Origin of the sequence: Streptococcus sp. HMSC065C01 (assembly GCF_001813525.1) — a bacterium.
GTDB lineage: Bacteria > Bacillota > Bacilli > Lactobacillales > Streptococcaceae > Streptococcus > Streptococcus parasanguinis_V.
On record NZ_KV812857.1, the window covers coordinates 202,528 to 219,496 of the forward strand.

At 41.5% G+C, this 16,969-nt stretch carries 20 protein-coding genes and 1 pseudogene; 2 read left to right on the forward strand and 19 right to left on the reverse strand.

Going from position 1 to position 16,969, the window contains the following annotated elements; genetic code table 11:
• From HMPREF2918_RS06615 to HMPREF2918_RS06690, 16 genes and pseudogenes are all read right to left on the reverse strand, one after another.
• Nucleotides 1-301: pseudogene (locus tag HMPREF2918_RS06615) on the reverse strand (hypothetical protein); the annotation flags it as partial.
• Nucleotides 302-347: 46 nt separating this feature from the next.
• On the reverse strand, nucleotides 348-785 hold the full coding sequence (locus HMPREF2918_RS06620; protein ID WP_256263202.1) for a lipoprotein BUG3: 438 nt from the start codon (nucleotides 783-785) through the stop codon (nucleotides 348-350).
• Between the two features lie 133 nt (nucleotides 786-918).
• The gene (locus HMPREF2918_RS06625) at nucleotides 919-1,344 is read right to left on the reverse strand and encodes a hypothetical protein (RefSeq protein ID WP_070594951.1); all 426 of its coding nucleotides are present in this window, start codon (nucleotides 1,342-1,344) and stop codon (nucleotides 919-921) included.
• Between the two features lie 34 nt (nucleotides 1,345-1,378).
• Nucleotides 1,379-1,879, reverse strand: a complete 501-nt coding sequence (locus HMPREF2918_RS06630) for a lipoprotein BUG3 (RefSeq protein WP_256263203.1) — start codon at nucleotides 1,877-1,879, stop codon at nucleotides 1,379-1,381.
• Complete coding sequence (locus HMPREF2918_RS06635) at nucleotides 1,876-2,304, reverse strand: hypothetical protein (RefSeq protein WP_070595085.1); 429 nt, start codon at nucleotides 2,302-2,304, stop codon at nucleotides 1,876-1,878. The genes HMPREF2918_RS06630 and HMPREF2918_RS06635 overlap by 4 nt, the downstream gene beginning before the upstream one ends.
• 18 nt (nucleotides 2,305-2,322) lie before the next feature.
• Nucleotides 2,323-2,760, reverse strand: coding sequence for a TroA family protein (locus HMPREF2918_RS06640; protein WP_176745993.1), 438 nt, complete (start codon nucleotides 2,758-2,760; stop codon nucleotides 2,323-2,325).
• A gap of 49 nt (nucleotides 2,761-2,809) precedes the next feature.
• Nucleotides 2,810-3,253 (reverse strand): hypothetical protein, encoded by a 444-nt coding sequence (locus HMPREF2918_RS06645; protein ID WP_070594952.1) that lies wholly within the window; start codon nucleotides 3,251-3,253, stop codon nucleotides 2,810-2,812.
• Between the two features lie 67 nt (nucleotides 3,254-3,320).
• Complete coding sequence (locus HMPREF2918_RS06650) at nucleotides 3,321-3,770, reverse strand: hypothetical protein (protein ID WP_070594953.1); 450 nt, start codon at nucleotides 3,768-3,770, stop codon at nucleotides 3,321-3,323.
• 423 nt (nucleotides 3,771-4,193) lie between these two features.
• Entirely contained in the window at nucleotides 4,194-5,264 is a 1,071-nt protein-coding gene (locus tag HMPREF2918_RS06655; RefSeq protein ID WP_070594954.1) for an ABC transporter substrate-binding protein, read from the reverse strand.
• A complete protein-coding gene (locus HMPREF2918_RS06660; protein ID WP_003016507.1) occupies nucleotides 5,261-6,034 on the reverse strand; it encodes an ABC transporter permease in 774 nt (257 codons plus the stop codon). Before HMPREF2918_RS06660 ends, HMPREF2918_RS06655 begins: the two co-directional genes overlap by 4 nt.
• A complete protein-coding gene (locus HMPREF2918_RS06665) occupies nucleotides 6,031-6,837 on the reverse strand; it encodes an ABC transporter permease (protein WP_049475040.1) in 807 nt (268 codons plus the stop codon). The genes HMPREF2918_RS06660 and HMPREF2918_RS06665 overlap by 4 nt, the downstream gene beginning before the upstream one ends.
• Nucleotides 6,818-7,975, reverse strand: a complete 1,158-nt coding sequence (locus HMPREF2918_RS06670; RefSeq protein ID WP_003002881.1) for an ABC transporter ATP-binding protein — start codon at nucleotides 7,973-7,975, stop codon at nucleotides 6,818-6,820. Before HMPREF2918_RS06670 ends, HMPREF2918_RS06665 begins: the two co-directional genes overlap by 20 nt.
• A gap of 207 nt (nucleotides 7,976-8,182) precedes the next feature.
• Nucleotides 8,183-9,079, reverse strand: coding sequence for a UDP-N-acetylmuramate dehydrogenase (gene murB / locus HMPREF2918_RS06675; protein WP_070594955.1), 897 nt, complete (start codon nucleotides 9,077-9,079; stop codon nucleotides 8,183-8,185).
• A 118-nt stretch (nucleotides 9,080-9,197) separates the two neighbouring features.
• Complete coding sequence (locus HMPREF2918_RS06680) at nucleotides 9,198-10,178, reverse strand: hypothetical protein (protein ID WP_070594956.1); 981 nt, start codon at nucleotides 10,176-10,178, stop codon at nucleotides 9,198-9,200.
• An 83-nt stretch (nucleotides 10,179-10,261) separates the two neighbouring features.
• Nucleotides 10,262-11,128: a homoserine kinase gene (gene thrB, locus HMPREF2918_RS06685; RefSeq protein ID WP_070594957.1), complete on the reverse strand. Its 867-nt coding sequence runs from the start codon at nucleotides 11,126-11,128 to the stop codon at nucleotides 10,262-10,264.
• A 2-nt stretch (nucleotides 11,129-11,130) separates the two neighbouring features.
• Nucleotides 11,131-12,417 carry a homoserine dehydrogenase gene (locus tag HMPREF2918_RS06690; protein WP_023918393.1) on the reverse strand — a complete coding sequence of 429 codons (1,287 nt, stop codon included), beginning with the start codon at nucleotides 12,415-12,417 and terminating at the stop codon, nucleotides 11,131-11,133.
• A gap of 175 nt (nucleotides 12,418-12,592) precedes the next feature.
• Between HMPREF2918_RS06690 and HMPREF2918_RS06695 the strand changes: the two genes are divergently transcribed.
• Nucleotides 12,593-13,471 (forward strand): polysaccharide deacetylase family protein, encoded by an 879-nt coding sequence (locus tag HMPREF2918_RS06695; protein WP_049492061.1) that lies wholly within the window; start codon nucleotides 12,593-12,595, stop codon nucleotides 13,469-13,471.
• A gap of 260 nt (nucleotides 13,472-13,731) precedes the next feature.
• On the opposite strand, the gene HMPREF2918_RS06700 is transcribed toward HMPREF2918_RS06695, so the two are convergent.
• The 3 genes from HMPREF2918_RS06700 to HMPREF2918_RS06710 all read right to left on the reverse strand — a co-directional run bounded on the left by HMPREF2918_RS06700 (nucleotide 13,732) and on the right by HMPREF2918_RS06710 (nucleotide 15,868).
• Nucleotides 13,732-14,424 (reverse strand): CPBP family intramembrane glutamic endopeptidase, encoded by a 693-nt coding sequence (locus HMPREF2918_RS06700; protein WP_256263205.1) that lies wholly within the window; start codon nucleotides 14,422-14,424, stop codon nucleotides 13,732-13,734.
• Nucleotides 14,425-14,626: 202 nt separating this feature from the next.
• The gene (locus tag HMPREF2918_RS06705) at nucleotides 14,627-15,199 is read right to left on the reverse strand and encodes an HD domain-containing protein (RefSeq protein WP_023918398.1); all 573 of its coding nucleotides are present in this window, start codon (nucleotides 15,197-15,199) and stop codon (nucleotides 14,627-14,629) included.
• A 99-nt stretch (nucleotides 15,200-15,298) separates the two neighbouring features.
• Nucleotides 15,299-15,868: a TetR/AcrR family transcriptional regulator gene (locus HMPREF2918_RS06710; protein ID WP_037599347.1), complete on the reverse strand. Its 570-nt coding sequence runs from the start codon at nucleotides 15,866-15,868 to the stop codon at nucleotides 15,299-15,301.
• 129 nt (nucleotides 15,869-15,997) lie between these two features.
• Here HMPREF2918_RS06710 and HMPREF2918_RS06715 point away from each other — a divergent pair, with 129 nt between their 5' ends.
• Nucleotides 15,998-16,840 (forward strand): DegV family protein, encoded by an 843-nt coding sequence (locus HMPREF2918_RS06715; protein WP_070594958.1) that lies wholly within the window; start codon nucleotides 15,998-16,000, stop codon nucleotides 16,838-16,840.
• The last annotated feature ends 129 nt before the right edge of the window (nucleotides 16,841-16,969 follow it).

Consider the following 16,969-nt stretch of genomic DNA (forward strand, 5'->3'; position numbering starts at 1 on the left):
AATATTCGGGAGTTGTAAGCCCACCATCACTCCATTGTGTCTGATCCCAATCAATCTGAACGGATTCAACTTTTGAATTTTGTGCTTTGACTAAATCAATAACCTTCTGTTCGTGTTCTTTTAGGTAGTCCAGTTGTTCTTTTTTTATGTCTCCTTCTGGTTTTTGTACGACTTTCTTTGAAGATGGGGTCGTTATCTTCTGTTCGGGTCTTTTGGTCAGGGTCATGATTTTTCCTCCAAGAAAAACCAGTCCTAGGATCGGTAACAAAATAATCAAAAATAGTTCCATTTGTCTCTTCATTCAATTCTCTCCAATCTACACACTTTTAATTGATCTATCAACTTATTTATTCGAAAATTCTTCCGCCTATCCTTAAGGATTGGCCCAAATACATCATTTTTAAATTAATTTTTCCATCTTCCACGACTACATCAACTCGCCAACTCGATTCAGGATTTTGATTAAATCCACCAAAAATGAGAATCATTTCGTCACCGCCTTGAGGTGTTCCATTCCCTGCTACTCCCCACTGAGTTTCATCCCAATATATTTGGACAGATTCGACTTTTGGATTTTGGGCTTTCACAAAATCGACGATTTCTTTTTCATGTTCTTTGAGGTAAGCGAGCTGCTTTTGTTTAATGGCTTTTTTGTCTTCTTTGATTGATGAAGAAACATTCGTTTTATCTTGCTTGGTATCTTCCTTCTGTTTCATGGTACATCCAGCTATACATAGCACCACCGCAATTGATACACCTATCATCATGATTTTTCGACTTTTCATAAGTCCTCCTACCATTTTGTACAGATTTTTCTTTAAAATGTCCACCTATCATTTCTGGATCTATTATGAACTCATAGCTCAAGTATTTTTGGAATTCTTTCCTCTTAATAGGTAGAATGATCTGTTGATTTTATTAAGGAAAATTCGAACCAGAGATTGAATCAATTGAACTTGGATTCTCAACATTTGGTTTTGGGACAATAAAAAATGAATAACCATTGAATTCCTTATCATTTGCCCCATAGACCTTTAAACGAATGTCAAACCCAGATTCCGTAAAAGCACCACTATCTCCTACTTTCACACTATCCCAGTCATACTTGACTCGAACAACTTCTGGATCATTCAACTTTATGTAGTTAGTAATTTCGGACTCGTGTTTTTTTAAAAAGTCGACTTGCCTTTGAGTAACAGTTGCTGTATCTTCTTTGGTGGAGGAAGAAACATTCGTTTTTTCTTGCTTCATCTCTTCTTTAGATTTTACAGTGCAACCTGTGATGATGAGCAATGTGACACATAAAGCAAGTAAATTGAAAATCATTTTTTCTTGTCTCTTCATAAATCCTCCTTACAGGCTTTGAATCTTCCAGTTCTTACTCAATATAATTACCCTTAATACTAATATGATAGCCCATACTGAAAGTCATCTTTTGATCAGAACCAAATACGACATCCACCCTCCATCCTGAATCTTCAAGTTGATTGACGGTACCAAAAATTTCTATGACCTCATCTCCACCTTGTGGGGTCCCATTTCCACCATCAATCCATTGCGTTTCATCCCAATAAATCTGAACAGATTCAACCTTTGAACTCTTTGATTTCACAAAATCGACGATTTCTTGCTCATGTTCCTTGAGAAAAGAGAGCTGTTTTTGTTTAATGACTCCTCTGTCTTTCTTTGTGGTTGAAGAGGTGACAGTCTGCGCTTGTCTGCTCTTTTCACGTTCTTGCTTCACACATCCTACTAGACATCCAAGTGTTGAAATGAAAGCAAGTGCGATCATCAGATTGTTTATTTGTTTTCTCATAATTTTATTTCGTTTAAAAATGATTCCTCTATTGCATCTCTCATTGTCTAACGGACGGATCATTTCTTTTCTACCCGATATAAACTATCAGAACCAATTGAATCTATTTTAGGCATTTTATTTTCGTCTAACGTAAAATTCAGGCTAAAATTTGTTAGATCACTTCCATTGGCATAACCATAAACTAATAGTATTTCGTCACCTCCCTGAGGTGTTCCATTACCTCCTACAACTGTTTTAATACTGTCCCAGTCATAAGACACCTGATGAATATTGGCATTATGTGCTTTCACATAGGCCGTCATTTCTTGCTCGTGTTCTTTCAGATAGGCGAGCTGTTTTTGTTTAATGTCTTCTTTGGTTGATGAAGAAGCGATGTGATCCATTGGTTTCGTCTGTTCTTTTGGATTTCCAACACACCCTCCAAGGCTTAAAATTCCAGCAATGGCAACAACTGTTACCATGATTTGTCTTGTTTGTAATTTCATAGCTTTTCCTTGTCCCAATTACTCAAATACTTCTCCTCCAACACCAAAAGCATTGCTTAACATCATTGTTTTTAGATCAGGCATTTCATTATGAATCTCAATTGTGACATTCCAACCAGAATTTTCAATATGATTAAAGCCACCATACAACTCGATGATTTCGCCACCTCCTTGAGGGGTTCCGTTGCCTGCTTCGCCCCATCGAATATCACTCCAATTAACCTGAACAGATTCTATTTTAGAATTTTTTGACTTTACAAAATCAATAATTTCTTTTTCATGTTCTTTCAAATAGGCAATTTGTTTTTGCTTCGTCGCTTCTTTATCTTCCTTGGTTGTCGAAGGGGCTGCAATGGGTGCTTGTTTTGTTTGCTCTTTTGATTTTATGGTACATCCTCCTATACTTGCAAGGAGAGCTAATGTAGAGATTAATATAAATATCGTTCGTTTTTCCATGGGGTAACTTTCTCTAACACAGTTCATTTTCAATACGTATTGTACTTGTTTAGGAAATCGGCTTTCCGCCAATCGTAGGTTCATGGAGCATAAACATTTCTCGCATGTTAATTGATTGATCATCATTAATTGGAATATCCACTCCCCATCCTGAGTTCTCAATATGATTAATGCGACCAAAAACATTCATATAATATTCGGGAGTTGTAAGCCCACCATCACTCATCTGAGTTTCATCCCAATCAATCTGAACGGATTCGACTTTTGGATTTTGAGCTTTCACAAAATCGCCGATTTCTTTTTCATGTTTTTTCAAATAGGCTACTTGTTCTTTTTTTATCTCTTCTTCTGATTTTTGAATGACTTTCTTTGAAGAAGCGGTTGTTATCTTCTGCTCCGGTCTTTTGGTCAGTGTCATGATTTTTCCTCCTAGAAAAACAATTCCTAGGATCGGTAACAGAATAATCAAAAATAGTTCCAGTCGTCTCTTCATCTCTTCTTCTCCAAACTATGATAGTCTGCCAAAAATAACTACACTTCGAATCAATCTATCAACTTAATCACTCGAAAATTTCTTGACCTATGCTTAAGTTTTGCCCAAGTGACATCGTCTTTAAATTAATCTTTCCATCTTCCACAACCAAATCAACTCGCCAACCAGATTCAGGATTTTGATTAAATCCGCCAAAAATGAGAATCATCTCGTCACCACCTTGTGGCGTCCCATTTCCTGCTACTCCCCACTGAGTTTGATCCCAATCAATCTGAACGGATTCGACTTTCGGATTTTGGGCTTTTACAAAATCGATGATTTCTTGCTCGTGTTCCTTGAGAAAAGCGATTTGTTCTTTTTTTATTTCTTCTTCTGATTTCTGTACGACTTTCTTTGAAGATGAGGCCGTTATCTTCTGTTCAGGTCTTTTGGTTAGATGCATGATCTTTCCTCCAAGAAAAACCAGTCCTAGTATCGGTAACAAAATGATCAAAAATAGTTCCATTTGTCTCTTCATTCAATTCTCTCCAATCGTTCCTTTCATGACTGAATAGGCCAGTCACTTTCCTTACTATTATAGCATCTTTCATTTGAATCTCAATCTAACTCACTAGTTAGAGACTTTATGCAACAATCATAAAAGAACTTGCGAGGTTCTGCTAGATTATAGGTAATCCTTTTTTACAAATATCAACCTAGGTGATGCTAAATATTCAAATGTTGCATTTTTGTAGAGTATCTAAAAATAAAATGAAACTTTCCGCTGTGAGAAAAGTGCTAGAAACACTATTGTTTCTAGCACTCGGGAGTTTTGGAACCTTAGGTCCAAAACTAAGTCATGGAACTTCTTCGAAGTTCGCTGACATCCGTACTCACTTAAGGAAAGTTTCTAAGAAGAATTCATCTTCAAACAAAAAGGAACCCGGAGGTTCCTTTTGTGTTATTTACGATACATCTTGACCTGGAGGTAAAGATCGTTATAGACTCCAAGTAATTTCTTGCCTAATTGTTGATAGACTTCCAAATGGTCCAGCGTTTCATCGCTTGGATAGAAGGCTTGGTCATCTTGGATTTCTTTTGGCAACATGGCTTTGGCTTTTTTATTTGGCGTTGAGTAGCCGACATAAAGAGCATTTTTCAAAGCATTTTTAGGACGAAGCATGAAGTTAATAAAGGCATATGCTGCTTCTTTATTTTTCACGGTTTTTGGAATGACAATGTTATCAAACCAAAGGTTGCTGGCTTCAGTTGGGACGACATAGCGAAGATCCTTATTGGCTTCGAGCATTTGGCTGGCTTCTCCTGAGAAGGTAACCCCAATAGCCGCATTGTTTTGGATCATATAGCCTTTCATCTCATCAGCAACCAAAGCTTTGATGTTTGGCGTCAAGGTGTAGAGTTTATCTACTGCCTCTTGTAATTTCTTTGGATCCTTTTCATTGAGGCTATAGCCCAAGGTATTGAGACCAATTCCCATGACCTCACGCGCACCATCGTACATCATGATGTCATTTCTGTACTCTTCACGCCAGAGATCTGACCAATGTTCAGGAGCATTTTTAACCATCTTGGTATTGTAGACGATCCCCAAGGTACCCCAGAAATAAGGGACTGAATATTGGTTGCCTGGATCAAACGATTGGTTCAAGAGTTTTGGATCGATATTTTCCATCCCTTTAATCTTGGATTGGTCCAACTTTTCAACCAGATGTTCATCCATCATCTTGGCAATCATGTATTCACTAGGAATCGCAATATCGTAGGTAGTTCCCCCTTGCTTGATCTTAGTGTACATGGCTTCGTTGGAATCAAAGGTATCATATTGCACCTGAATTCCTGTTTCTTTGGTAAATTCCTTGAGCAAGTCTGGATCGATATAATCTCCCCAGTTGTAAATGACCAGCTTGTCACTATTCTTGGTATTCATGCTCGCTTCGATCTGGTGGCTAATTCCCCAGAGGACCAGAATGACAAGGACAATCCCAGTTAGGAATGAATAAAGTTTTTTCATGCTGTTTCCTCCTTTTCACGGGTAATAAAGTAATAACCGATGACCAAGAGCACACTAAAGAGAAAGACAAGGGCGGACAAGGCATTGATACTGAGGGAAATCCCTTGTCGCGCACGGGAGTAGATCTCTACAGATAAGGTTGTAAAGCCATTTCCGGTTACAAAGAAAGTCACGGCAAAGTCATCAAGCGAATAGGTAAAAGCCATAAAGTAGCCCGCAATAATGGCTGGTGTCAGATACGGCAACATGATCTCTTTGAGCATTTGCACTTGGGTAGCTCCCAAGTCATAGGCAGCATTGACCATATCCCGGTTCATTTCCTTGAGACGTGGCAAGACCATCAAGACCACAATGGGAATCGAGAAGGCTACGTGGCTAGCCAGAACAGATAGGAAACCTAGCTGGTACTTGACCGTCGTAAAGAGAATCAAGAAGCTGGCCCCGATCATAACGTCTGGCGCTACCATGAGAATGTTGTTAATGGAGAGCAAAGGTCCTTCTAACTTTTTCTTGGATTGGTAAATATAAATGGCTCCAAAGGTTCCAATCACTGTCGCAATCAAGGCTGACAAGAAGGCCAAGAGGAAGGTCTCTGATAAGATCAGCATCAGGCGACTATCTGCGAACAATTCATTGAAATGCTCAAGCGTGAAGCCCGTGAAGGCATTCATATCTCCCCCTTTATTGAAGGCATAAAAGATCAAATAGAAGATGGGAAGATAGAGGATCAGAAAGACGAAGCCTAGATAGAAATGGGATACTTTTTTCATCGTTCTCTCCTTTCTCTAGTTGCCCACATGGTAAGGAGCATAGCAAGGATCAGAACAACTCCGATGGTAGAACCCATTCCCCAGTTTTGTGTTGTCAGGAAGTGCTGTTCAATCGCAGTCCCTAAGGTAATGACTCGGTTTCCACCGATCATCCGTGTCAACATGAAGAGACTCAGACTAGGAATAAAGACAGACTGCACACCTGAGCGGACTCCATTCATGGACAAGGGGAAGACCACATGACGGAAGGTATCCCAACGATTGGCTCCCAAATCATAGCTGGCATTAATCAAGTTTGGATCTAAGTCATCTAAGACATTAAAGATCGGCAAAATCATAAAAGGCAACTCGATGTAGCTGGCTACAAAGATAAAGGAGAAATCGGTAAAGAGGATCTGCTGGGGAGCGACTCCGAGAAAGCTTAAAAAGCTATTAATGGAGCCGTTTTGCCCAAAGATTCCGATAAAGGCATAGGCCTTGAGCAAGAGATTGACCCAGGTTGGCAAGACGATCAACATCAACCACAACTGCCGGTGTTTAAGCAGCGTCAAAAAGTAAGCAGTCGGGTAGGAGATCAAGAGCGTCACCAGGGTGACGATTCCGGCATAAAGGACCGAATTAAAGCTCATCTTTAAATAGGTCAAATTTTGCGAAGTGAAGAACTCTTTGTAGTTTTCAAGTGAAAACTGCCCTTCAACGTTAAAAAACGATTGAAAGATGATCATGACTACAGGTGCCAAGACAAAGAGAAAAATCCACAAGAAATAGGGGAGGATAAATAGATTAGAGGTTGTTTTCTTCATCTCTTTCCTCCTCAATGGCATTAATCAAACCAGCTTCTTGCTCTTCCACTTCAACGTACTCTTCGATCCGCGCATCGAATTCTTCTTCGGTTTCGTTGAGACGCATAACGTGGATATCTTCTGGTTCAAAGTCTAGCCCAATGACTTCTCCCACGATAGCCTTCCGAGTGGAGTGAATCATCCACTCATTTCCCAAATCATCATAAGCGATGATCTCGTAATGCACACCACGGAAGAGCTGGGTGTCCACCTTCACTTGGAGCTTGCCTTCTTCAGGAAGAGTGATTTGCAAGTCTTCAGGACGAATGACGACTTCAACTGGTTCATTTGGACGCATTCCCCCATCGACCGCTTCAAAGCGTTTGCCATTAAACTCCACCAAGTAGTCCTCGATCATACGCCCATCTAGAATGTTGGACTCCCCGATAAAGGTAGCTACAAAGTGGTTGATCGGTTCATCATAGATATCTACTGGTGTACCAGATTGGACGATCTCTCCTTCATTCATGACAAAGATCCAGTCACTCATGGCAAGGGCTTCTTCTTGGTCGTGGGTAACAAAAACAAAGGTAATCCCCAAACGTTGTTGCAATTCCCGCAACTCATACTGCATGTCTGTCCGAAGTTTCAAGTCAAGTGCAGACAAGGGCTCATCTAAAAGGACCACTCGTGGTTCATTGATAATAGCCCGTGCAATAGCTACCCGTTGGCGTTGACCACCAGATAATTTTTGGATCGAACGTTTTTCAAATCCAGCTAACTGGACCATTTTCAAGACTTCTGAAACCCGACGTTCAATCTCAGCCTTGTCCACCTTTTTCAAACGAAGGGGAAAAGCCACATTTTCAAAGACCGTCATATGTGGAAACAGGGCATAGGACTGAAAGACGGTGTGGACGTCCCGTTTGTTGGTAGGGACATCATTGATCCGTTCCCCATCAAGATAGACATCTCCAGTCGTCGCATCCAAAAGACCTGCAATGATATTAAGGATGGTCGATTTTCCTGATCCAGATGCACCAAGCAGGGTATAGAACTTCCCTTCTTCCAATTCAAAATTGATATCCTTTAGGACAACGGTTCCGCTATCTTCAAAGACCTTTGAAACATTTTTAAACTCAATAATTGGTTTTTTCAATTCACATAAATTCCTTCTTTACTGCGATTACCAAACTGCTTTTCATACGAAAATGCAGCGGCTGACAGGAAGACCTGTCAGACCACCAATACCTCTCGGGGACTTACTAGACTGCCCCACCTATTTACGGTATCGATAGGCACTCACCCCCTCTCCGACTGATGCTATCGATGGTTCACTATCAATTGTTCTTCACTACTAAAGTTCTTAGTCTTGGCCGATAATGCGAACTTCTGCTTCTAAACGGACGCCTGAGTGAGCTTCTACTGCCTCAATGACATGGGCGATCAGGTCTTCGTAGTCCTTAGCTGTTCCATTGTCGACATTGACCATAAAGCCGGCATGCTTTTCAGAAACTTCCACACCACCGATTCGATAGCCTTTCAGACCTGCTTCACTGATCAATTGACCTGCAAAATGACCGACAGGACGCTTAAAGACAGATCCACAAGAAGGGTATTCAAGGGGTTGTTTCAACTGACGAAGATGGGTCAACCGATCCATCTCCTGCTTGATCACCTCGTGATTGCCTGGTGACAAAGCAAATTTGGCAGAGATGACGACAGCACCTGTCTCTTGAATCTTAGAATGACGGTAGCCAAAAGCTAGTTCACTCGCTGACAGAGTTTCGATCTCTCCGTCTTTGGTCAAGACCTTACAGGATACTAGGACATGAGCGATTTCTCCCCCATAGGCTCCCGCATTCATAAAGACAGCACCACCGACACTGCCTGGAATGCCACTAGCAAACTCGAAGCCTTTCAAACTATGGTGCAAGGCCACATGAGTGGTGTCGATGAGTTTAGCTCCTGCCTCTGCTTCGATCACATAGCCGTCCACACTGATGTCACGCAAGCGATCAAACATAATGACAAATCCCGGAATGCCCCCATCACGGACAATGATATTGGACGCATTGCCCAGGACCATCCATGGGATTTGCTCTTGGTTGGCAAATTGGACGATGCGTTTTAATTCGTATTGGTTGCGAGGGAAGGCTAAAAATTCAGCATTCCCACCGACCTTTGTGAAGGTATAATGTTTTAAAGGTTCTTGAAAACGGATATCAATCCCTTCAAGAATTTGATTCATTTTTTCATTCATCTTTCTGTCTGTTCTCTCTCTATAAAAATACAAACTATTATACCAAATTTTTGACTATTTTTCGACCCTAAAAAACAAAAGAAGACCTATAATATTCAGGCCTTCCTTTTACCATTTATTATGCAATTTTACGTGCGATGGTACGATTCTTTTGTCCATCCAGAGCTGATTTGACCGAAATCCAAGCACCACCAAGAGTAAAGACAGCTAGCAAGCCTAGATTCAAGTAAAATTTATCTGGGACGTCCCCTGAAAATGTCGCTTCATTGAGAAGCGTCCAGGACATATCAAATGGCAAATCCAGTTCACTCATAAGCGCCAAAGTATAATCTAATTGGTTGACCAAAAAGACGGTCAAGACCATCAAAATAGCTGAAACTACCACACCTTTTTTAGTCAATTTCTTACCAAGGATCTCATAACCTTTGATGGTACAAAAACCAAGGGCTGCCCCTGCTAAAACAGACACATAGCCAAGACGCGCTACCAAGAGGGCAACGGCTCCACCGATGATCACACCGATCACAGCCCCTACAATCCCTAAAAGGAAGTTTTCTTCCCGAGCTTCATAAGCTTCAACTGTATCTTGCACTTCGGCTTGGTAAGCTCTAAAGGTTTCATCGTCGATTAAAAAGATCGCATCTCCAATTTGATACAGACCGATTGGTCCTTCCTCACCCGTTTGCGCATTCACTTGCACAAATTGGTGGTTGAGCAAGAAATCAACAATATCTTGGATAGCTGTCCATAAGGTTTCGACAGCCTTCCCTTTGGTCATTCCACCTTTGACGACGATCGAGGTCAAGTAACCATCAGAAGAGATAGCATTAATGGCTTTTGATTGTTCTTTTAATTCATTCCAAAGAATTTCACTATCTTCGATCAAGTCTCCTTCGGAACCTTGTTTCACACTGAGTGAAATGGTAAATACATTCTTGGTTTGAGCGCCTTCAATGACCAACAAGAAGCCTTCACGCTCTCCATACATCACACGGGCTTCGCCATCAAATTGCAGTCCAAGATCGGTAGCAATACTATATAAATATTCTGGTTTCATGTTTCCCCCTAGATTTTCGGGAAAGCTTGAGCTTTTCCCCATACAGTTTCCATTCTACCATAGGAGAAGCAAAAAGGACATATACAAAAGTATACATCCTTTTTTCAATTGTGTTACATTCAGTCTTATTTCTCGACACGAACGCCAAATGTGTCGATTTTAAGTTGGAAAATCTGACCATCTAGCCCAAGTGCTGCGAGAGCTGCTACAAAGGATGCGACATGCTCTGGTGCCAAAAGGTTCATGATCGTTGGGCCTGCTCCTGAAAGATAGGTGGCATAAGCATCGTGTTGATGCGCAACTTCTTTTACCTGAGGGAATTCTTTGACCAAGGATTGACGATAGCGCTCGTGGAAATGATCTAACTCAATGGAGCGACCAGCCGTCTCCAAATCTCCCTTGAGAAGAGCCGCGATGGCCACATTGGCTACACTACTAGCTGCAACAGCTTCCTTATAAGACCATTCTTTCGGTAGGACATTGCGGCTATCGCTGGTCTTCAATTGGTAGCTCGGTACAAAGGCCACAAGGTCACAGCTTGGGAAGTCAGCCGTGACATATTGGACATCCTCACCGATATAGCTCGCAATGACCATATTCCCAAAGATAGCTGGAGCTACATTATCCGGATGCCCTTCGATCTCGGTCGCGATGCGTAATTTCTCAGCATCTGATAGCTGGAGGTTGGCTAATTGGTTGGCCAATTCAATCCCTGCTACAATGACCGAGCTAGAAGATCCAAGACCACGCGCCAAAGGCACTTCACTAGTCATCTTGATCCGATGGGGTTGCATATCAGTTGAGATAGAAAGAGCTGTTGAGAGCAAAAGGTTTTTCTCATCTGTCGGAATCCCTGCTCCAAGATCATGCTCAATGAACCAAGCATCAGCTGGTTCAAGGACTTCAATGGTCAAATAGCGAGTCACGGCAATCCCAACCGAATCAAATCCTGGCCCTACATTGGCACTGGTTGCTGGAACAATAATTTTCATGCTTATTCTCCCAAGACTTTAAAGGTATTCAAGAGTTCGAAATTCGCCTCTGAATCCAATTTTTCAACCAAGTTCTTGAATTGAGTTTGGTTAACTTGGTGAGTAATGATGACAACACTTGCATAGTGACCATCTGAGTCTTCTTGAAGGATTTGCTTGAAGGAAGCTCCTTCTGCATTAAAGATTTCCGCAAGACGCAAGATTTGACCAGTCGCATCTGGTGCTTTGATTGAGAAGTAATAATTGTTCTTCACGTCTTCTGGCTTAGCCAATTGAAGAGGGCGACTGTATTCATTGAAGGCTTTACCGATTGTTCCTTCTTTTAGTCGACGGACAATGCGAACGAGGTCGGCTACGACACTTGTCGCAGTTGGTTTTTGACCAGCACCTGGTCCGTAGTACATAGACTCACCAATACCGATGGATTCCACATAGACCGCATTCATGACATCATTCACTCCTGCGAGTGGATGTTGTTTTGGAAGGAAGGTTGGTGTCACTTCTGCTGCGATCCCTGACTCTGTTTCAACGATAGATCCGACCAGCTTAATGACATATCCAAGGCTTTGAGCAACCGATACATCTTGAGGAGTGATCTGGCTAATTCCTTTGTGACCTACTTGGTCAAATTGGATATTCATCCCAAAAGCGAACTGGCTCAAGATCACCATCTTGTATGCAGCATCGATTCCTTCAACGTCGTTGGTTGGATCACTTTCAGCGTAACCAAGACGTTGCGCTTCTGCTAAAGCATCCTCATAAGTCCAGCCTTCTTCGACCATTTTGGTCATCATGAAGTTAGATGTTCCATTGACCACCCCGAGCACTTTGGTCACCTTGTCGGAAGCAAGGGAATTCACCAAGGTCCGAAGGATTGGGATCCCACCAGCTACGGCAGCTTCATAATAAAGAGCCACTTGGTGTTTTTTAGCAATCTCTAGCAACTCGCTTCCATGAACGGCAAGAAGGTCTTTGTTAGCAGAAACCACGTGCTTCCCTGCTTCAAGAGCACGGGTGATAAAGGTCTTAGCTGGCTCAATACGACCCATCAATTCAACCACGATGGCAATGTCCTTGTCTTCAATGATCTCATCGACATTGGTCACAAAGTTGTAGTCATGACCAGCAGCTTGTAATTTTTCCTTCTCAGCATCATCTCGAACCAAGACCTTGGCGATCTCGATTTCATCTTGAGCTGCCTGGGTGATTTTTTCATGGTTTTCTTTTAATAAAAATGGTACGCCACTTGCAACAGTACCAAATCCTAGTAAGGCAATCTTAACAGACATCCTATTGACTCCTTGAATTTTCTATAGTAGCTCCATTATAACAAAAACTTGAGCGTTTGACAGCCAATTGCCTTAAAAATTCTGAATTTTCATGACAGGATCTGCCTGTAGCAAGTTCTGGAAAAGAACCTAGAATTTGTGGTACAATAAAGAAAATAATGAAAACGGTGACACTATGAGTAAACGAAGAGTACCTAAAAAAATCAAAGCCCTACTTGGAATCAATGCCCTCCTACTGGTCTGTATCTTTATTTGTAGCTTTCTTCTGATCAAGCGGATCACTCAGCCGAATGAGGGGAATACCAGTGGCACTGCCATGACGCGTTCTCTCGAAGAAGGTAGCTCCTCTATCGAGTGGACTCGGGTGAAAAAGCCGGTCAAACTGCCCATCCTCATGTACCACTCCGTGCACAATATGGCCGAGTCTGAAGCTGCCAATGCTAATTTGATCGTTGATCCAGAAACCTTTGAAAGCCAACTAAAGGCCCTAAAAAAAGCGGGTTACTACACCCTGACACCTGGGGAAGCCTATCGCATCCTCGTCAAGAACGAAGTACCCAAAGGAAAGAAATTTGTCTGGCTGACCTTTGATGATGGCGTCGAAGATTTCTATACTATCGTCTATCCGCTTCTTAAGAAGTACAAGATGACCGCCACCAATAATATCATCACGGACTTTACCCAAAAGGAAAAAGAAAATGTCCTGACCTTTGACCAAATCAAAGAGATGAAAAGTGCTGGCTTGACCTTTGAAAGCCATACGGTCAATCATCCAGACCTAGCCAATTCCAGTCTTGAGACCCAAAAGAATGAGCTAGTTGCTTCTAAACGCCTGCTAGATAAGGTGCTGGATCAAAATACCAGCGTTATCGTCTACCCATCCGGTCGCTACAGCCAGGTCACGATCGACCAAGCCAAGAAAGCTGACTACAAACTAGGCCTCACCACTAAAAATGGACTAGCCAGCTCCGCTGATGGACTCTATTCCCTCAAACGAGTCCGGATCCTTCCAACCACTACAGGAGAGGATCTCCTAGCCATGATCCAAGAATAAAGAAAGAGAGTGGGACAGAAATCGGTAATTCGTTAGAATTCGATTTCGTCGTCCCACCTCCGCACAGTTGAGTAGGGCTGTAAAAGCTGATGAAATCAGCGTAGTAGAGCCCACTCAACCACTGCGTCTTGCTCGACAATCCAAAAATAATTGAGAGGCTAGGACTTTTGTCCCAGCCTCTTTTGTTAGAGTTACTTATAAAAAATTTTTTATCGTTGATTCATAAACTGTAATAGGATTCAAAAATTTTTAAAAGAGCTTCAACATTGATTTGCTATAGTCTTTGACTTTCTTTTATAAATGCTCAAAACAATTGCAAATGACAACAACTGCCAAAGAATAATTCTCACTATCTGCAAGCTATCTGATTCAGAATTTGAGACAACATGAACCAGATTTGAAGCAAGATTGTTGAAAAGATGATCTCCTAGTCCTAGCCACAAGGAACCTGTCATTTTGTATAGTAAGGACCATTTAATGCTCATCATTCCCGCTAGGATAACATAGCCAATCCCCATGGTAATAAGATTTAAGAGTGACGATTCTCCTTGAAGATAATCTCTGAAAGGCATTGCCAAGTGCCATATTCCAAATAGGAAGGCTATAAAGAATAGACTCTTACGGTAAGAAATCCCTTCAAGAATTTTGGTGAAAAGGCCACGAAAAACTCCTTCTTCCATCCACACGTTTATCAGGTTAAATAAGACACTTAACAAGATAAACAAGATGCCTGCTTGTGATCCTTTTTCATCAGTTAAAGAGAAACCACTCGCATAAAATGATAAGTGAACATTGTCATGAAGAAACAAGAGAACAATACACTCAACTGTATATGCAAAGATGGAGCACACTAAACCAAAGAGTAGGCCATTTCCTATACCTCTTATTATTCCATTAGGTGTAAAACCAATATCTATCCATCTTAATTTGCTAATTGAAAGAATTCCCCACAATAAAAGTATTCCAAAAAGCTTGTGTAGAAAATTCTACGATAAAAAGGTTTCATCTGTCCTCATATAGAAGTATTCGAATAGCCTTGCTACTGAGCAGATAACAAATATAATTGAACAACTTAAAATAGGTTTCTTTATTAGTTGATTTAGCATATCTTTCTTTCAAATAAGTCTTTTATAAAAGTTAATTTCAATATTTCACTCAGTCCAATTCCTTCTCTAGTTCTTTTAGAAAGGTGATTAAAAATTGATGGCGACTTTCTGCCATTTGTTTGGCAGTCTCCGTGTTCATTTCATCTTTTAAGAGGAGCAACTTGTCGTGGAAATGTTGGACGGTATCAGTAAGGGGTCTCCCTTTGTGGCCACCATAGGAAAAAGTTCGCGCAATTCCTACAGCTCCTATCGCATCGAGCCGGTCTGCATCCTGGACAATCTTGCCTTCTAAGGTTTCTGGATGTTTACCGCGATTTTTGCTGAAAGAAACAGCATTGATTACCCGACAAATCTGCTCGATTTGGTTTTTAGGAGTACCGATCTCTTCTAGAAACTTACGAGCATTCGCATGATTCTCTGTTTGAAACAATTTATCATCATCAGCATCGTGAAGAAGAGCTGACAAGCCCACTATCTCCAGATCACATGGCCCTTCTGCTTGTGCGATTCTCATAGCATTAGTATAGACGCGGAGGGTATGCTCTACATCATGGCCATCCGCTCGATCAGCAAATAAGGTTTTCACATACTGCTTAGCAGCAAGAATTCGTTCTTCCATCATCGTTCTTGTCCTTTGAATAATCTATGTATAGTTCTATCTATTCATTTGGGCTAGTTATGGAGAGGGGCAGTTTACTTTAAAACCACCTATCGGTGGTTCTTACTTCTTCTTTTGTGGGAAGAGAGGAAGGCCTAGGGTCGCGATTTTCTCAGCGGGAATCTTCATGCCATCCTTGATCCATTTGGAGATGACAGAGACAATGGCTGAGCTCCAGAAGGAATTGAGGTAGCTGCCAGCGCCATTTGATGAGCTGCCATTTCGTTTTTCTAAAAAGTCATAGACTGCCTTGGTCAAGAGCCGTTCAAAATTGTAATCAATGGCCAGGCTGATAATCTTAGCTTCTTTCTTAACTTCCTTAAAAAGATAGACCCAGACTTGGTAGAGATCTGTCTTGAGGTTGTAGCCATCTAAAGACTTGGTAATTTTTGCGATACTAGATTGAAAGATAGACTCAAGAATCTCTTCTTTTGATCCATAATTGCGGTAAAAGGCCGCGCGAGAGACCCCAGCACGCTGAACCAGCTCAGAGATGGTGATCTTTTTCAGATCTTTTTTCTCCAATAGTTGCAGGAGAGAGATTTCGATGGATTCTCGTGTAATCGCATTGTTTTCTTGGTTAAATCGTTTGAGATTTTCCAAGGATTTCTCGGATATTTTTCTTTCTGCCATAACATTTACTTTCTATCTGTCTCACCTGATGTTATCTGCTTGGATAGCATGGTACTTCATGATATAATTGTAAAAGAAGACAAACTACTTGTCAATGTACATTTTTATACAATTATGAGGTATGAACTGATGAAATGGAAAATTATTGCGGATTCAGGCTGTGACTACCGCTCTTTGGACAACCTGGCACCAGATACGGAGTTTGTCAGTGTCCCACTGACCATCCAAGTGGGAGAAACTATCTACACAGATGATGTCCAACTCAATATCGATCAGATGATGGAGGAGATGTATGCGACTGCGACTGCATCTAAGTCTGCCTGCCCAAGTCCGGATGATTACATGAAGTCTTTTGAAGGGGCGGATAATATCTTCGTTGTTACCATCACAGGGACCCTTTCTGGTAGTTACAATAGTGCCGAGGTGGCCAAGAAAATTTATCTGGAAGAGCATCCGAATACCAATATTCACGTCATTAATAGCTTGTCAGCTGGGGGCGAGGTGGACCTAATCGTTCGCAAGCTCAACCAGTTGGTCGCTGAAGGTCTCGATTTTGATCAAGTGGTTGATGTGATCACTACTTATCAGTCTAAAACCAAGTTGCTCTTTGTTTTGGCTAAGGTCGATAATCTGGTCAAAAATGGGCGTCTCAGCAAATTGATCGGGACTGTTGTCGGACTCCTCAATATCCGGATGGTCGGAGAAGCTAGTAAGACGGGTACCCTTGAGTTGCTTCAAAAAGCACGGGGACAAAAGAAAGCTATCAAGGCTGCTTTTGATGAACTAATCAAGGCGGGTTATAAGGGCGGACATATTACCATCGCCCACCGCAACAATGAAAAATTTATCGAGCAATTCTCTGAATTGGTTCGTGAGAAATTCGCCCATGCAATGATCGAAGTCCTCCCTACTTCTGGACTTTGTAGTTTCTATGCTGAAGAAGGCGGACTCCTTATGGGATATGAGATTTAAGTTACCACTAAAAAGGAGGCTGGGACAAAAGTCCTAGCCTCTTTATTGTTTTTGGATTGTCGATCAAGACGCAGTGGTTGAGTGGGCTCTACTACGCTGGTTTCATCAGCTTTTACAGCCCTACTCAAC

Excerpts from the sequence above, each read along its gene's own strand:
- HMPREF2918_RS06620 (WP_256263202.1), bottom strand. The coding sequence starts at position 785 with ATGAAAAGTCGAAAAATCATGATGATAGGTGTATCAATTGCGGTGGTG.
- HMPREF2918_RS06625 (WP_070594951.1), bottom strand. The coding sequence starts at position 1,344 with ATGAAGAGACAAGAAAAAATGATTTTCAATTTACTTGCTTTATGTGTC.
- HMPREF2918_RS06630 (WP_256263203.1), bottom strand. The coding sequence starts at position 1,879 with ATGATCCGTCCGTTAGACAATGAGAGATGCAATAGAGGAATCATTTTT.
- HMPREF2918_RS06635 (WP_070595085.1), bottom strand. The coding sequence starts at position 2,304 with ATGAAATTACAAACAAGACAAATCATGGTAACAGTTGTTGCCATTGCT.
- HMPREF2918_RS06640 (WP_176745993.1), bottom strand. The coding sequence starts at position 2,760 with ATGGAAAAACGAACGATATTTATATTAATCTCTACATTAGCTCTCCTT.
- HMPREF2918_RS06645 (WP_070594952.1), bottom strand. The coding sequence starts at position 3,253 with ATGAAGAGACGACTGGAACTATTTTTGATTATTCTGTTACCGATCCTA.
- HMPREF2918_RS06650 (WP_070594953.1), bottom strand. The coding sequence starts at position 3,770 with ATGAAGAGACAAATGGAACTATTTTTGATCATTTTGTTACCGATACTA.
- HMPREF2918_RS06655 (WP_070594954.1), bottom strand. The coding sequence starts at position 5,264 with ATGAAAAAACTTTATTCATTCCTAACTGGGATTGTCCTTGTCATTCTG.
- HMPREF2918_RS06660 (WP_003016507.1), bottom strand. The coding sequence starts at position 6,034 with ATGAAAAAAGTATCCCATTTCTATCTAGGCTTCGTCTTTCTGATCCTC.
- HMPREF2918_RS06665 (WP_049475040.1), bottom strand. The coding sequence starts at position 6,837 with ATGAAGAAAACAACCTCTAATCTATTTATCCTCCCCTATTTCTTGTGG.
- murB (WP_070594955.1), bottom strand. The coding sequence starts at position 9,079 with ATGAATGAAAAAATGAATCAAATTCTTGAAGGGATTGATATCCGTTTT.
- HMPREF2918_RS06680 (WP_070594956.1), bottom strand. The coding sequence starts at position 10,178 with ATGGGGAAAAGCTCAAGCTTTCCCGAAAATCTAGGGGGAAACATGAAA.
- thrB (WP_070594957.1), bottom strand. The coding sequence starts at position 11,128 with ATGAAAATTATTGTTCCAGCAACCAGTGCCAATGTAGGGCCAGGATTT.
- HMPREF2918_RS06690 (WP_023918393.1), bottom strand. The coding sequence starts at position 12,417 with ATGTCTGTTAAGATTGCCTTACTAGGATTTGGTACTGTTGCAAGTGGC.
- HMPREF2918_RS06695 (WP_049492061.1), top strand. The coding sequence starts at position 12,593 with ATGAGTAAACGAAGAGTACCTAAAAAAATCAAAGCCCTACTTGGAATC.
- HMPREF2918_RS06705 (WP_023918398.1), bottom strand. The coding sequence starts at position 15,199 with ATGATGGAAGAACGAATTCTTGCTGCTAAGCAGTATGTGAAAACCTTA.
- HMPREF2918_RS06710 (WP_037599347.1), bottom strand. The coding sequence starts at position 15,868 with ATGGCAGAAAGAAAAATATCCGAGAAATCCTTGGAAAATCTCAAACGA.
- HMPREF2918_RS06715 (WP_070594958.1), top strand. The coding sequence starts at position 15,998 with ATGAAATGGAAAATTATTGCGGATTCAGGCTGTGACTACCGCTCTTTG.